Genomic DNA, 15,143 nt, shown 5'->3' with positions numbered 1-15,143 from the left:
TGAATCGAGGTGTCGCAAGTACGTCCGGGCAGGGCGGAAAAATGCTCGTCGAGGGCAATGTCGCCGGGGATGGGTTAGCATAGCTAATCCATCTAGGCACACCCGATGAAGCGAGAATCTCACGAATTCTATTCGTGAGAGTGTCAACAACTTGGGATGGGAGTTGCTGGCAGTCAGGGGAACTGGCTGGGGCATTCCTTGCAAAAACAAAAAACATGGCTGGGATAGCAACTGGTGCCCATGAGTGGGGGCTACCTGCTATGGTGAAGAAAACAGCAGCGGCTCTCGCTTGGCCTGCAAAATGTTCTAGAGTATTCAGCATGAGTTCTAGCGATTTTCAGGAATTATTTACCACAATTTCGCAGTTGGTATCTTGCCACTCCCCCAGCGGTCAAGAATCGGAAATGGACCGTTGGTTGCTTGCTCGCTTTGAGGAATTGGGGGTGGCGGTTTGGCAAGACGAGGCTGGCAATGTGGTGGCGCAAATTCCCGGTCGCGATCGCACCCGCTGTTTGGCAATTACTGCCCACAAAGATGAAATTGGTGCCATTGTCAAGCGTGTTGGCGAGGATGGTCGGGTGGAAATTCGCAAGTTGGGCGGTTCGTTTCCCTGGGTTTATGGAGAAGGAGTGGTGGATTTGCTCGGCGATCGCGAGATGGTTTCAGGAATTCTCAGTTTTGGTTCCCGCCACGTTTCCCACGAGTCGCCCCAAAAAGCCCAACAAAACGACCGACCCCTGAAGTGGGAGCAGGTGTGGGTGGAAACCAAACGGACCTCAGCCGAACTGGAAGCTGCCGGCGTTCGCCCGGGAACTCGCATGGTGGTGGGTAAGCATCGCAAGCAACCGTTTCGCTTGCAGGACTATATGGCGAGCTATACGTTGGATAATAAGGCTTCGGTGGCGATTTTGTTGGCTTTGGCACAGCGATTGCAGCAACCGGCGGTGGATTTGTATTTGGTGGCTTCTGCCAAGGAAGAAGTGGGGGCAATGGGAGCTTTGTATTTTACCCGGCAAAACCACGTCAATGCCGCGATCGCCTTGGAAATTTGCCCGTTGGCACCGGAATATCCTATAGAAGATGGCGATGTGCCGGTGTTGCTATCTCAGGATGGTTATGGGTTGTATGATGAAGGTTTGAACGCCAGCTTGCGAGAAGCGGCCGCCATGGCAGAAATTCCCCTGCAACTGGCAGCCATTGATGGATTTGGCAGCGATGCCTCTATTGCTATGAAGTTCGGCCACCTTCCCAAAGGGGCTTGTTTGGGCTTTCCCACCCAAAATACCCACGGATTTGAAATTGCCCACCTAGGCGCGATCGCCCGTTGTATCGACCTTCTAGAAAACTACGGAAAAAATTTTTCCCAATTTGCGGTTTAGGTGTTGACAGCCCTGGTAAAAGTTGTTACTCTAAAAAATGTGCGAAATGAACGGGGTTAAGGAAAGCCCAGGGCGCGCCCCCATCGTCTAGAGGCCTAGGACACCTCCCTTTCACGGAGGTAACAGGGGTTCGAGTCCCCTTGGGGGTATTCAAAAAGCAAGCACCGACGAAAGCGGGGAGGATGCTAGCAACAGCGTCTCCTCGCTTTTTTTAGTTAAATGGAAGTGGGATATGGTGGTAACTGCTCCAATTTTTGTGGTGATGGGGGTTTCGGGGGTCGGCAAAACCTCCGTCGGTCAGCTACTGGCGCGCCGGTTGCGGGTAGAATTTATTGAAGGGGATGACTTTCATCCGCCGGAAAATATTGCCAAAATGGAGAATGGTATTCCTCTGACAGATCGCGATCGCTATCCGTGGTTGTTGGCGTTGCGGCAGAAAATCGATACCCTCCCAAGTCAGGGAAAGGGTGGGGTAGTTGCCTGTTCTGCTCTCAAAGAGAACTATCGCGAAATTCTTTCAGGTGGCGGTACGACGATAACTTGGATTTTTTTAGAGGGAGCGCGATCGCTACTGCAGCAACGACTCAAAAGGCGGCAGGGGCATTTTATGACTGCCGAGTTGCTAGACAGTCAGTTGGCAACGTTGGAACCTCCCCAAACAGCCATGGTGGAGAACGTGGAAAAGCCCGTTGAAGAGATTGTGGCATCGATTCTTTGTAAATGCCAAATGGGGAACTTTTTCTCCCAAAATACGTCTGCCTGGGATTAATCAACCAAAAGCGATCGCTGGCAACAGGCAGAAAAGAAAATTTCGATGGGAAGCGATCGCGCCAGCAACTAAAAAACCATGCAACGAATGGGATACAAACAATGATGGCTATTGCATTTTTCTTCCGTTGGCTTCCTTCGCTTTTGATTTTCCCACTTTCCTCAACGTTAGGCATAGAATGGATTGGGGGAATCGCTCATAGCGCGATCGCAGCCAGCCCCGCCAACCATACCACCTCCCCCATCCTTTTGGCCCAGTCTTCCCCAGAAGAAGCCCCCGAAACTTCCGAATCTCCCCAAGAAGAACCCACAGACACATCGGAATCCCCCACCGCCAGCAAATCTCGCTTCACCTGCGATATGTTTGAAGGGAAACATACCGTCATGTACCATCCCGAAAGCCAGCCGGAATCCAGCTATGCCTGGGCGGTTCCCAGTGCCTTAGGTGGCGGATGGACCCCCCAACGCCGCTGCGAAGAAATTAGCCGTCGCCTCGAATCTTACCGTCCGGATGGCTTGTTGGAACTACGGACATCCGTAGAAAACAACTACGACATTATCTGTGTTACCACAGAAAATATCCCCGACTGTCGCATTGTTTTAACAGTTCCCCCGGGACAGGACCCAGAATTAACGCGCGATTTGGTTTTTGAAAACTTAACCCAAGCCGACCGCGGCCGTGAAACCGAACCAGTTAATACCATCGTACCGGAAAACAGCGTAGAAGACGTTCTAGAGGACGTACTCGATCCAGGGGAACAAGAACCTGCCACCGGCAGGATCAACCTCAAACCCTTTTTAGACCCAGCAGATGGCGGTACGGGAACTCGTTTGACAGACGGAAACAGCAGCGAAAACAACCCGCAACTCGATCCGGAGCAGTTTCGCTAGCGGTACCATCCGCCCAAACAGCAAAAAGGACAGAAACTGCTTCTGCCCTTTTTGCCCCGCCAGGGGAGCTATTTCTCAGTCTAAGTTTAAAAATAGAAATAGCTACTCTGGTTTCAGCACACCATCATTGTAGGGCAGCTAAAAATCACCCTACGCCCTTGGCTAGCCAACAACTAGCTATTTCTTGGCTGTAGCACCAGCCAGCTCTTCTTTCAAGAGTTCGGCTTTATCAGTGCGTTCCCAAGGAAGATCCAAGTCGGGACGACCGAAGTGACCGTAGGAAGCGACTTCTTGGTAGAAGCGGCCGTTGCGTGTTTTGGGCATGGACTGCAAATTAAAGGCTTTAATGATACCAGCCGGACGCAGTTCAAAATGACGCTGTACGGTTTCTAGCAAGCGTTCCTCGTCTACTTTGCCAGTGCCAAAGGTATCGATGAGCACGCTAACCGGTTTAGCAACGCCAATGGCATAGCTGAGCTGCACTTCGCACTTGCGAGCCAGACCAGCAGCAACGATGTTTTTCGCTACGTAACGGGCAGCATAAGCAGCACTGCGGTCCACTTTGGTGGGATCCTTACCAGAGAAGGCACCACCGCCGTGACGGGCATAACCACCGTAGGTATCTACAATGATTTTCCGACCGGTCAAACCGCAGTCGCCTTGGGGACCGCCAATGACAAATTTCCCGGTGGGATTGACCAACCAGCGGGTTTTGTCACTGGGTTTGATGTCGATATCGGCGAACATGGGTTCGACCACTGCCGACCACAGGTCCTCTTTAATTTTGGCTTGAATGGCGTCGTTGTCGTTCAGCTGTTCGATGGTACTGGCGTGTTGGGTAGAAACCAGAATGGTATCAATACCAACCGGACGACCATTTTCGTAAACCACGCTGACCTGGCTCTTGCCGTCGGGACGTAGGTAGGGAAGTTGCCCGGTTTTACGAACGGCCGCTAGGCGACGACACATCCGGTGTGCCAAGCTCATGGGCATGGGCATCAGTTCTGGAGTTTCGTCGCAGGCAAAACCGAACATCAACCCTTGGTCGCCAGCACCAACTTTATCCAAGTCGTCGTCGCTCATCTGTTCGCGGGTTTCTTGGGCGGCATCCACGCCTTGAGCAATGTCGCTGGATTGTTCGTCGATAGCCAGCAGAACGGAACAGCTGTCGGCAGAAAAGCCGTTGTCTGGGTGAACGTAGCCGATTTCTGCAATTTTTTCCCGAGCTAGATTCACATAATTGACCTGAGCTTGGGTCGTGATTTCCCCGCTAATCATGACCAAGCCAGTATTAACAAGAACTTCCGCGGCTACGCGGCTGGAAGGATCTTGTGTTAATAGGGCATCAAGAATAGTGTCAGAAATTTGGTCGCAAACTTTATCAGGGTGTCCCTCTGTTACCGATTCAGACGTAAAAAGATATTGTCTAGACAAGGATCGAATCCTCCTGTCGTTTTTCGTACTTCAATAGCGAATGCCGTAGTTATCTTACAACGTATTGCGCCGCTAATTTTTACCGCAGCCAAAAAATTAAGCTACGATTTGAATTTCCTCTAAGTTGGCGATCGCAATATCAGCAAGTTCTAAGCCTGCGGCATGAGGATTTGACCAGCAAATCCCGATACATCCCGCCGCACCGGCTTGTTTGGCCATTTGCATATCCGTGGGAGCATCTCCCACCATGAGCGTATCCGCCGGCTGGACGCCCAATTGTTGGCAAGCTTGATAGAACAGTGCCGGATCGGGTTTGCTAGGTCCGTGGTTATCTACGCCCATCTGCAATTGAATATAGCATCCCAACTGGTAATAGCGCACGAAATTCTGCACCCGTTCGTTGCTGTCAGCAGAGAGAATGCCTAGCTTGAAGCCATTTTGGTGGAGATTTTGCAAAACTTCCAAACTGCCGGCAAACAGGGGAGAGGGAGTAGATGGATGGGGCAGTTGGTTTTCTGCTTGCTCGAAAGCCTGCCGGGCCATTTCCATCGAGTCTACCCAACCGCGACCGGTCGCGGCTACGTAGGCAGCAGCGGCGACTTGATTTTCCCAATGGCTGCCCACAGCCAGCAATCCCGTAGGGTCTATGCTGGTGCCATCCAGACCAAATCCTGCCAGCAACGTACGACCGGTTCCTGGAACTTGCGCATCCAGCAACTGTGCCCGCCTGTGTCCCAACTCGTACAAAAAGCCCTGGGAGTTTTCCAGAGTGCCGTCTTTGTCAAACAGAATCGCTTTTATATTAGAAAAGGTAATGTGTCTACATTGAATGGTAGCCGGCATGAGTGTTCTATTTCTACAATCCAGCAATTTTGCCATCAAGGGGCAAAAAAATCAAAAAAGAGGGGTGGGTTCCCTCTTTTTTGTCTTCCATGGGGTCGCTCAAGTTAGCAGCAATCCAGCTCAGCTCTAGTGTGTTTACAATTCGGAGCTGACGGGATTTTCTTCCTCGCTCACCGAGTCGGTAGCTACCTCTTGTGGGGTGGTTTCGCGGTCTTCTGAATGGTCTGCGGCCGGTGGTTCTTCTACAGCAGAGGGGGTGGGCGAACCTTCTGTAGCTTCTGGTTCGGTGGAAACTGCCGCTGGGGTTTCGGTGGTTTCTACCGCTGCTTCGGTTGCCGCGGTTGCTGCCGGTGCTTCTACCGCTGCAGGGGTGGCTTCGGCATTGGGAGCGACTGGTTGTTGCGGCTGTTCGCTGGTCTCGGTACTCGTGGGAGCACTTTCGGTGGCAGCCGTTTCCTGGGATTGCCCCTGTTGTTGGTGTAATTGCTGCTCCCGCCACTTAGCAGCCATCTCCTCAGCTTGAGCAAATACCATTTCCCGATTTTTCACCATGGCACCAGCTTCGGGTTCTAGTTGCTTGGTAGACAGGGAAATGCGGCCTCGGTCGGCGTCTAGGTCGATAATCATGACCTTCAGCTCGTCATTGACATTCAAGACGCTATGAGGCGTGTCGATGTGGTCGTGGGAAATTTCGGAAATGTGGAGCAAACCGCTGACGCCGCCAATGTCGATGAAAGCACCGTAGGGTTTGATACCGCGTACGGCACCGGTGACCACTTCGCCGACTTCCAAACGGTTCATCTTCCGTTCGACCAAGGCACGTCGGTGGCTGAGAACAAGTCGGTTGCGGTCTTCGTCTACTTCCAAGAATTTCAGGGGGAGGTCTTCACCCACGAGTTCTTCTTTGGGTTTGCGGGTGCTGATGTGGGAGCCGGGGATAAATCCGCGCAGTCCTTCGATTCTGACTAAGGCACCACCGCGGTTGGTGGCAAACACGTTAGAAAGAACGGTGGCATCTTCCGCTTGTAGCTGCCGTACCCGCTCCCAAGCCCGCATGTATTCGATGCGGCGAATGGAGAGGGTAAGCTGCCCTTCTTCGTTTTCGTCGCTGAGAATGAAAAATTCTCGGGTTTCGTTGGGCTGGAGGACTTCATCGGGATTGTCAACCCGATTGATGGACATTTCCTGAATGGGCAGGTAAGCCGCCGTTTTGGCACCAATATCAATCAAAGCCCCATTGGGCTCCAGGTTAAAAACCGTGCCAGCTACGACGTCGCCGGGGCTGAAGTTGTAGTCATATTTGTCTAGTAACGCTGCAAAATCCTCGTGGGTAAAGCCAACGTCTTTAGTCATCGTGTTGTTGACCATGCGAATCCTAGTCGTTATCTCCTTACTTGTTACTGGTTGTGGGAATACATGTGCTGTACGCTGAAAAACCTGAACCAATGCGTTCAAATTGCCAACGAGTGCGAGCGGTGGATGGGGAAGCTACCGGGGTCCCCCTGATGGTACTCGATCGTGGTGTGCAGGGGATGCCGCTTGGATGCAACCGCTTGCCTGCTGTTTCCACCTAACTGGTCGATTTTGACTGGGAAATTTTCCCTGGTGACAAAATCTCGATCGAACTGGTTGGATTCGTTGTCTGATGGGTGGAAGTGGCTATCCTGTCGTGCAGTTGGTCGAAGGCTGGCTACACCACATCTTTTCTAGCCGTGGCTAGAAATACCATCTATCCCGATTTTATCAGAAATTTTTGGGTTTAAAGCCCCGCCCTCCCGGGCGCATTGTGATACGATCGAGTTTAAATTGAGGACCGAGGTCCCCAAACCAAGCTCGCTGAGGGGGAAGCGTCGGCGGCAGGATCTGGGGTCAGCGACCTGTTGCCTGAATGCTTCCCAGCCAGAGGGACTCTCCCAGGGGTGGTTGGAGAGGCCAAACCATGGCTTTTCCTCTCTGACGAAAAAGGCTATCTGTCCAACAGCGGCTGCTGTCGGCGCTGGGGGTTTTCAGCTTGGGGGGGTAGGGAAACCCCGGGGAGTCAGGGTCCCAAAAGTAGGCCATAGTTTGCTATCTTATCACGATTTTCCGGGGGTTGCGATCGCACTTTCCTAACGTGGTGCAGTGAGCGGTTGGGCAAGCATGGTTCCCTGTTAAGTTAGGAAGTGCTGCTGGGAACGGAGGTTTGTTGGGGAGGCGATGCCGGCCAGTCGGCGGCTGGGGGAAATTGTTGCGATCGCGGTGGGGAATCTTGGCGATCGCGATTTTGCAATTGGTTGAGAGTTTCCACAAAATCTCGCACGCCGGTAAATTGGCGATATACGGAAGCAAATCGCACGTAAGCTACTTCGCTCAGTGGGTTCAAACGCTGCAAGACGCATTCGCCGAGTTCGCTACTGGTCACTTCCGAATGCAGTCGTTGTTGAAGGTCGGTTTCGATTTCATCGACCAATGCTTCCAAAGCTGACATGGGGATGCCAGTTTTTTCGCAGGCGCGGACGATCCCCCGCAATAATTTCGAGCGATCGAAAGATTCGCGACTGCCATCGCGTTTAATTACCGTAATGGGCACATATTCGATGCGTTCGTAGGTGGTAAAACGACGGGCGCACTGCAAGCATTCCCGACGCCGTCGCACGCTATTTCCCCCTTGCGCCGATCGAGATTCGAGAACGCGACTATCTGTATGCTGACAAAATGGACACCGCATGGCAATCGTCTCCCAAGTGGGAAGCGTTTCGATGGCAACAACCAGTTAGGAATTCTGTTCGTGGGAACTGTTTTGTCGGCTTTCTATAGCTTTTTGCTGTAGAACTGGTTGCCTCTATTTTGGTCAAATTCCGATGGCAAAATCGGCAACAAATCCCTTCTAAACTAACATATTCCTAGCAACTGCCATTCTTTTTTCGGGAATGGGCAAAGCAAAAAAGCCATCTTTTTCCTTAGCAAAATTGGCACGCCATCGGCGATGGTAGCGGCTACAAGGGGCACCATCCGGGGAACAAAATAAAGGGATAGGTCCCCTGAACCTGAGCAGACGACCTATCCCTTCCCATTTGACAGCTTGCGGTCAAGCCCGTCAAACTGTTGCGAAATTTTAACTATTCTTTGTTAATACGAGGGGGTTCGCGAAAAGCGATCGCGAAAAACAACAGCCCCAACGTAATCACCAGAAAAAATACGTAAATCAGAGCTTCCATAACACAACCTCCTAGCCAACGCGGCTTTTGGGCTTCCACCCACAAAATAACAATCGCAGGAAAAAGGTGGCAGGGCCAATTTACTCACCATACCACCTAATTCCCACCTGCAGGAATTAACCCACTTTAAATAGCCTCTTCCGACTTCCGAGTAGCGGGGTCGCCCACTTTTTGGAACACGCCAAATTCCACTTGGTCTTCGTCCAAATCGGGGTCAACACCAGCAAACACGTCGCGGAACAGGGTCCGGGAACCGTGCCAGATGTGACCGAAGAAGAACAGCAAAGCAAAGCAGACGTGTCCAAACGTAAACCAACCGCGAGGACTGGTGCGGAACACACCGTCGGAGTCCAAGGTTTCGGTATCGAAAGCAAAGGGTTCGCCTAGCTGGGCTTTACGGGCATATTTCTTCACCACAGCCGGGTCTTCAAACGTTTCGCCGTTCAAAGCACCACCGTAGAAATTAACTTTTACCCCAGCTTGTTCCAAACTGTATCTCGATTCGGCGCGGCGGAAGGGAATATCCGCACGGACCACCCCTTGTTGGTCTACCAACAGAACTGGGAAGTTCTCGAAGAAGTTGGGCAAGCGACGGGCAGTCAACTCGCGACCTTCACTATCTTCAAACACCGGGTGTCCCAGCCACTGTTGAGCAATGCCATCACCTTCGTTCATAGGACCAACGCGGAACAGACCGCCTTTGGCAGGACTGTTGCCCACATAGTCGTAGAAAGCCAGTTTTTCCGGAATGGAAGCCCAGGCTTCGGCGCGGCTTTTTCCTGCCGCCATTTCCGACTGTACCCGACGTTCGATTTCCTGTTGGAAATATCCTTGGTCCCACTGATAGCGGGTTGGACCAAACAGTTCGATGGGCGTGGTCGCACTGCCGTACCACATGGTACCGGCTACCACGAAGGCAGCAAAGAAGACAGCGGCAATACTGCTGGAGAGAACCGTTTCGATGTTCCCCATCCGTAGTGCCTTGTACAGGCGCTCTGGGGGACGTACGATCAGGTGGAACAGACCGGCGATAATGCCGACAATTCCAGCAGCAATGTGGTGGGCCACTACGCCGCCGGGGTTAAAGGGATTAAACCCTTCCGGTCCCCACTCCGGTGCCACTGGCTCCACGTGCCCTGTCAGCCCATAGGGGTCGGACACCCACATACCGGGACCAAACAATCCAGTTAAGTGGAAGGCACCGAATCCAAAACAAAGCAAGCCAGCCAGGAATAGGTGGATGCCGAACATTTTCGGCAAGTCGAGGGCGGGTTCGCCGGTACGGGGATCGGTAAATAGTTCCAAATCCCAATAGACCCAGTGCCAGCAGGCGGCTAGGAAGAGCAAACCGGAAAGGATAATATGAGCGGCAGCCACCCCTTCATAGGTCCAGATGCCGGGGTCGGTCACCGTTTCGCCGGTGATGCTCCAGCCGCCCCAGGAATCGGTGACGCCCAAGCGGGTCATAAAGGGCAGCACAAACATACCTTGACGCCACATGGGGTTGAGAACCGGGTCGCTGGGGTCAAAGACTGCTAATTCGTACAGAGCCATGGAACCAGCCCAACCGGCAACGAGGGCTGTATGCATTAGGTGTACGGCAATCAAGCGACCTGGATCGTTAAGAACAACAGTATGAACGCGATACCAGGGTAGTCCCATTGACTACAATTCCTCCTTTTCTTTTTACTTGGTTCTCTATGCAAACGAGCTGGCTATTCCAGGGATAAAAAGCCAAATTTCAGATGGCTATTTTATTAAGATAGCCTTAGCGGGGGCCAATGTGGTTGGCTGTTTCTCTGCCCACCTGAAGACCCATCCCCAGATGGGGGCAAGAAAAAGAACGACCGTACGCCGCTAAGGAAGACCCGACTGGGAAGTCTTTCCCCATAGTGGCCTATAGGAAAAATCAACCCGTGGGGGCAAATGAATCTTAGAGAACTTATCTTAAGAAGTGTATCGATTGTGAGAACAGATGGCAAGCGTAGGATCTCCTAATCAACGATGGGCCATTCCATGCCAAAACCGGAGCTTTTGGGGCTAGTTTGCCTCTACTTGCCCTTTTTGAAAGCTATTGGGGAAGTTTTAGATTTTTAATTTCTGGTCTCGAACGGGTGGCATGGTTGCTAACCAGGTGACAGCCATGGCAATTTTGCCGCCCCCATTTCAGATCGCTTCCGCAGGAGCAAACGAACCAACTTTGACCGGCTCGGTTTGGGGTCTATTGTAGTCCGACTTCCCGGGTGCTAGCTCCCGAAAACTAGGAATTATGATGGTTGGCGTTTTGAGCTGAGGGCATTTGACAAATAGCTGCTACGGTGGACAAACGTTCGAGCACCTGGTCGGCATCCATCAGCCGTTTTAAGACAACTTGGGCAAAAGGCCGTTCTTGGTCGGCTTCTTCTAACGGTTTGACTTCTACCATCATGACTTCATCTTCCACTCGATAAAGCCACATGACTTCTTGTTTTTCCACCAGGCAAATGGAGAGGCGTTGAATATCTGGCTTGCGCCGCCAGGAGATCTCATTCCACAAACCATTTACGCCCCAGATACGTCCTACTGTCCATCCCTCGGTTAAAAAAAAGTATTTCACGGAAAATCTTCGATACGTTTGGCAGCCCTGTCGCTTTAGCGCAGGGAGGAAAAACGAACGGCGACTTTAGTCGCCTTCTCCACATCCACCGAGAGCGAAAAGAGGTGCAGTTTCCGCTCTTTCGGGGTTCTAGCCGGAATCGCCTACTCTGCACAGGGTCATATTTTCCTCGCCCATGTTTTTCGGGCTGGTCGAGCTAACGGCACTGCTTTCCCCATTGTAGGGCGGTTGAACCGTTAACGGCAGGGCGACCAACACCGAAAGCATTTGTAGGTACCATGACCTGAAAAACCTAGCCCCAAAGGGCGAAGGGCTGGTCAGCTACCTGAGGCTGGAGGCACAGAAGCCCCCGTGCTTCAGCCGGGGGTGCTGACGAAATTTTCTGTTGGCTAGTTTCAGAATCTTTGGTTATTTGTCGGGGTTGTTGGTGTTGTTTGTCAAGGGGGAACTAGACAACCGCGAGCTTTCCTATGTAGTTTTTTCCCGGTTCGTAGGAAATATTTTGGGGTAGTTTAGATATTTGGGTTGAGGTGACCGCAAAATCTTCCCCTTTTCGAGAGCAGCTTCCCTCCTTTACATAGCTGCCTATTATACCACAAGTTTCAAAAATTGAGAACATCTTAAAGATTTTTAATTTTTTCAAGGGGTGCCCACATTAGCGATCGCAGAGAAAGAACAACCAATAAACGAATTCGATGGTGCTTTGCTATCTTGGAGAGGTTAGGATAAGAGGTTTGCGACAGAAGGAACCCAATAGAAGCGATGGCGGTAATTGTACAAAAATACGGTGGTACCTCCGTGGGGTCGGTAGAGAGAATCCAAGCCGTAGCCCAACGCATCGACCAAACAGCGCGCGCCGGTCATTCCGTGGTGGTGGTGGTTTCTGCCATGGGCAAAACCACCAACCAACTGGTGGATTTAGCCCATCAAATCACCTCAACCCCCAGCCGTCGGGAAATGGACATGCTGTTGAGTACCGGCGAACAGGTTTCCATTGCTTTGATGAGCATGGCCCTGCACGAACTGGGCACCGAAGCGGTTTCCCTCACGGGGGCGCAGGTGGGCATTGTTACCGAAGCCGAACATACCCGCGCGCGGATTTTGCAAATCGATACCCAACGGCTACAGCAACATTTGGATAAAGGCAAAGTGGTGGTGGTGGCTGGTTTCCAAGGGGTTAGCGATCGCGATAATTTAGAAATTACCACCCTCGGTAGGGGCGGTTCCGACACCACAGCTGTTGCCCTGGCGGCAGCCTTACCGGCAGATACCTGCGAAATCTACACCGACGTACCGGGGATTTTAACCGCCGACCCCCGCCATGTTAGCGATGCCCAGCTCATGTCCGAAATTACCTGCGACGAAATGCTGGAACTGGCGAGTTTGGGGGCTAAAGTACTGCATCCGCGGGCGGTGGAAATTGCCCGCAACTATGGGGTCCCGTTGGTGGTACGTTCCAGTTGGACGGAGGATCCGGGAACCAAGGTCATTTCGCCGGCACATACCCCGAGAGTGTTGCAGGGGTTGGAACTGGTTCACCCGGTGGATGCGGTGGAATTTGACACCGATCAGGCAAAAGTGGCCTTGCTGCGGGTGGGCGATCGCCCGGGGATTGCAGCGCGCATGTTTGGCGAAATTGGCCGGCAGGAAATTGATGTGGATCTAATTATTCAATCTATCCACGAAGGCAACACCAATGATATTGCTTTTACCGTCGGTCAGGAAATGCTCAAGCGAGCGGAATCTGTCGCTCACGCCATTGCCCCGGTATTACGTAGCGAACCGCAAAATTCCCAAGAAGCAGAAGTGATGGTGGACCCGCAGGTGGCCAAAGTGGGCATTGCTGGGGCAGGAATCATCGGACGCCCGGGGGTGGCGGCGCGGATGTTTACGGCGTTGTCTTCGGTAGGCATTAACATTCAGATGATTTCTACTTCCGAGGTGAAAGTGAGCTGCGTTATCGATGCCGAACAGTGCGATCGCGCCATTGAAGTTCTATGCGAAACCTTTGAATTGGATTCGTCGCCGGTTGCCCTCTCCCACGTTCCCATGCAGGAACAACCAGCGGTACGGGGGGCAGCGTTGGATATGAAACAAGCCAGTTTGGGAATTATTGGCGTTCCCGACCGACCGGGGATGGCGGCGAAAATTTTCCAAACCCTGGCAGAAAAAGGGATTTGTGTCGATACGATTATTCAATCCCAACGCTGTCGGGTGGTGGATGGTTTGCCGCGACGGGATATTGCTTTTACTTTGCCGGAAGCCGATTTGGAAGAAGCACAAGCCGTGTTGGCGGATTTGGCATCGACGGTGGCTTATGGGGAAGTTGTGGTCAATCGCGCGATCGCTAAAGTCAGCGTAGTAGGTTCCGGTATGGTGGGACATCCCGGCGTTGCTGCCAAAATGTTTTCCGTCTTAGCATCCTCAGGGATCAATATCCAAATGATTTCCACATCGGAGATAAAAATCAGTTGCGTGGTCGATGCCGAACAAGGTGTCAAAGCCTTGCAAGCGATTCATGCTGCCTTCAATCTTTCTCAACCCCAGCAGATGGCTGTATCTCATTGAGGGGACCCGAGCATGGAGGCATGGAAGTCTGGGAGTATCATGGTATAAAAACTGTTGTAGGCAATGCTTTTCTGCCCCAGTCTCCCGTGCCTGCTCCAATTTTTCCCAATAAATTTTCAACTGTTTCTATTTCTAACTGCAATCCCAATGGACACTCATCTTGTTGCCAATTTCCCCGTACCGGAAAATTTAGAAACTGCCCAACGCTTGCAAACGGAACTCGCCCAAAAGCTTATTTTAGCGGGAGATACAGAGCATATAACTCATATAGCGGCATTGGATGCTTCCATCAAACAAGGAGAAGACCTCGTGGCGGCGGCGGTGTTGTGGGATATGGAGAGGCAAGAAGCTGTCGAAGTCGGGATTGCTCGCATTCCGGGAGATGAAGTGTTTCCCTATGTACCGGGTTTTTTATCTTTTCGGGAAGCACCGGTATATTTGGCAGCATTGGCAGAACTGTCGCCGCGGTGGCAATTGTTGTTGGTAGACGGCCAGGGCATTGCCCATCCCCGCAGTTTGGGGATTGCAGCTCATTTAGGTGTTTATTTGGATATGCCAGCGATTGGGGTAGCGAAAAGTTGGTTGTATGGGAAGGCAAGGGGCGAGTTAGATGATAAAAAAGGGGCAGCGGTGTCTTTATTTGGCGAAGTTTGCGGACAAAAACAGCAAGTGGGTTGGCGGTTTCGTTCTCGCACGCATGTGAAGCCAGTTTATGTTTCTCCGGGACATCGTTTGGATTGTGTTGGTGCTTTGGCGTTTGTTCGTCAGGTTTTGGGGAAGACAAAATTGCCAGAACCCTTACGAAAAGCTCATTATTGGGCAGGTCGCGCTCGCAAGGAACAGTTAAAGGGATGTTTTACTTTGGTTGAATAAATTGATTTGGTGAAGTTTTCTATTTTCAGCAGTTTACCGCATGAATCGGAAGCTTGAAAGCCCTGACTTTTCACGCGCAGGGATGAAAAGCGACCCGTGCGGCTTTAGTCACCGTTAAAATCAAGTTGAGGTGCTAGAATCTAAAAAAGCAGGCGAAATTTCATAAATCTATTTTCGTACATCAATCATGTTGACTCTCAGCTATGAATTTCAACTCAAGCCGACATCCCGCCAGGCTCAAATGATGGAGTCGTGGTGGGAAATCTGTCGGCAAGTTGGCAATGATGGGCTGAGAGAACGCGAAGATGGGCTCAAATCCCGAAAATCGCCTGTCAACGCCTGTCGTCTGGGAGGCGAGTACATCATTCCTGCCGATCCCCCTCGCCCTACCTCTGCCAGTCAGTGCCAGACATTAACACCAGCCAAGAAAGACCATCCCCAATTAAAAATCCCCCAATCGCAAGTTTTGCAGCAAATGCTTCGGCGGTGTGTTTTAAGCGTGGTAAATACTAAGCCTGCAGTAGAGGCCAAACAGACCAGTCAAATTTGTCCCCATTGTGGTGTCCATACGGGGAAAAAGCCGCTTTCTCAAAG

The 15,143-nt window shown here is 51.8% G+C and carries 13 protein-coding genes and 1 tRNA gene; 7 read left to right on the top strand and 7 right to left on the bottom strand.

The features are described 5' to 3' along the window. The first annotated feature begins 320 nt into the window (after window positions 1–320). The 4 genes from AS151_RS19340 to AS151_RS19325 all read left to right on the top strand — a co-directional run bounded on the left by AS151_RS19340 (window position 321) and on the right by AS151_RS19325 (window position 3,038). Window positions 321–1,379: a peptidase M42 gene (locus AS151_RS19340; RefSeq protein ID WP_071518709.1), complete on the top strand. Its 1,059-nt coding sequence runs from the start codon at window positions 321–323 to the stop codon at window positions 1,377–1,379. 76 nt (window positions 1,380–1,455) lie between these two features. Further along, a tRNA-Glu gene (locus AS151_RS19335) sits at window positions 1,456–1,528 on the top strand. Window positions 1,529–1,611: 83 nt separating this feature from the next. Next, window positions 1,612–2,148, top strand: a complete 537-nt coding sequence (locus AS151_RS19330; protein WP_071518708.1) for a gluconokinase — start codon at window positions 1,612–1,614, stop codon at window positions 2,146–2,148. A 101-nt stretch (window positions 2,149–2,249) separates the two neighbouring features. Then, window positions 2,250–3,038, top strand: coding sequence for a COP23 domain-containing protein (locus AS151_RS19325; RefSeq protein WP_071518707.1), 789 nt, complete (start codon window positions 2,250–2,252; stop codon window positions 3,036–3,038). Between the two features lie 177 nt (window positions 3,039–3,215). Here AS151_RS19325 and metK read toward each other — a convergent pair whose 3' ends face one another. From metK to AS151_RS19285, 7 genes are all read right to left on the bottom strand, one after another. Further along, complete coding sequence (gene metK, locus AS151_RS19320; protein WP_071518706.1) at window positions 3,216–4,472, bottom strand: methionine adenosyltransferase; 1,257 nt, start codon at window positions 4,470–4,472, stop codon at window positions 3,216–3,218. Between the two features lie 96 nt (window positions 4,473–4,568). Beyond that, a complete protein-coding gene (locus AS151_RS19315) occupies window positions 4,569–5,315 on the bottom strand; it encodes an HAD family hydrolase (protein WP_071518705.1) in 747 nt (248 codons plus the stop codon). Between the two features lie 135 nt (window positions 5,316–5,450). Continuing rightward, window positions 5,451–6,683: a 30S ribosomal protein S1 gene (locus AS151_RS19310; protein WP_084639777.1), complete on the bottom strand. Its 1,233-nt coding sequence runs from the start codon at window positions 6,681–6,683 to the stop codon at window positions 5,451–5,453. 787 nt (window positions 6,684–7,470) lie between these two features. Beyond that, window positions 7,471–8,022 carry a transcriptional regulator NrdR gene (gene nrdR / locus AS151_RS19300; RefSeq protein WP_071518703.1) on the bottom strand — a complete coding sequence of 184 codons (552 nt, stop codon included), beginning with the start codon at window positions 8,020–8,022 and terminating at the stop codon, window positions 7,471–7,473. Between the two features lie 391 nt (window positions 8,023–8,413). Further along, window positions 8,414–8,512 carry a photosystem II reaction center protein T gene (locus tag AS151_RS19295; RefSeq protein WP_071518702.1) on the bottom strand — a complete coding sequence of 33 codons (99 nt, stop codon included), beginning with the start codon at window positions 8,510–8,512 and terminating at the stop codon, window positions 8,414–8,416. A 126-nt stretch (window positions 8,513–8,638) separates the two neighbouring features. Continuing rightward, window positions 8,639–10,174, bottom strand: coding sequence for a photosystem II chlorophyll-binding protein CP47 (gene psbB, locus AS151_RS19290; RefSeq protein ID WP_071518701.1), 1,536 nt, complete (start codon window positions 10,172–10,174; stop codon window positions 8,639–8,641). A 598-nt stretch (window positions 10,175–10,772) separates the two neighbouring features. Continuing rightward, complete coding sequence (locus AS151_RS19285) at window positions 10,773–11,108, bottom strand: hypothetical protein (protein WP_071518700.1); 336 nt, start codon at window positions 11,106–11,108, stop codon at window positions 10,773–10,775. 762 nt (window positions 11,109–11,870) lie between these two features. Between AS151_RS19285 and AS151_RS19280 the strand changes: the two genes are divergently transcribed. From AS151_RS19280 to AS151_RS19270, 3 genes are all read left to right on the top strand, one after another. After that, window positions 11,871–13,676 carry an aspartate kinase gene (locus AS151_RS19280; protein ID WP_071518699.1) on the top strand — a complete coding sequence of 602 codons (1,806 nt, stop codon included), beginning with the start codon at window positions 11,871–11,873 and terminating at the stop codon, window positions 13,674–13,676. A gap of 147 nt (window positions 13,677–13,823) precedes the next feature. After that, the gene (locus tag AS151_RS19275; RefSeq protein WP_071518698.1) at window positions 13,824–14,549 is read left to right on the top strand and encodes an endonuclease V; all 726 of its coding nucleotides are present in this window, start codon (window positions 13,824–13,826) and stop codon (window positions 14,547–14,549) included. Window positions 14,550–14,736: 187 nt separating this feature from the next. Then, window positions 14,737–15,143, top strand: a 407-nt coding sequence (locus AS151_RS19270; RefSeq protein ID WP_170861459.1) for a helix-turn-helix domain-containing protein, incomplete at its 3' end; no start/stop codon positions are given.

The sequence above is a fragment of the Geitlerinema sp. PCC 9228 genome (assembly GCF_001870905.1).
Taxonomy (GTDB): domain Bacteria; phylum Cyanobacteriota; class Cyanobacteriia; order Cyanobacteriales; family PCC-9228; genus PCC-9228.
The sequence above is the reverse complement of the archived record's forward strand: the minus strand, read 5'-3'. Positions and strand labels throughout refer to the sequence as shown.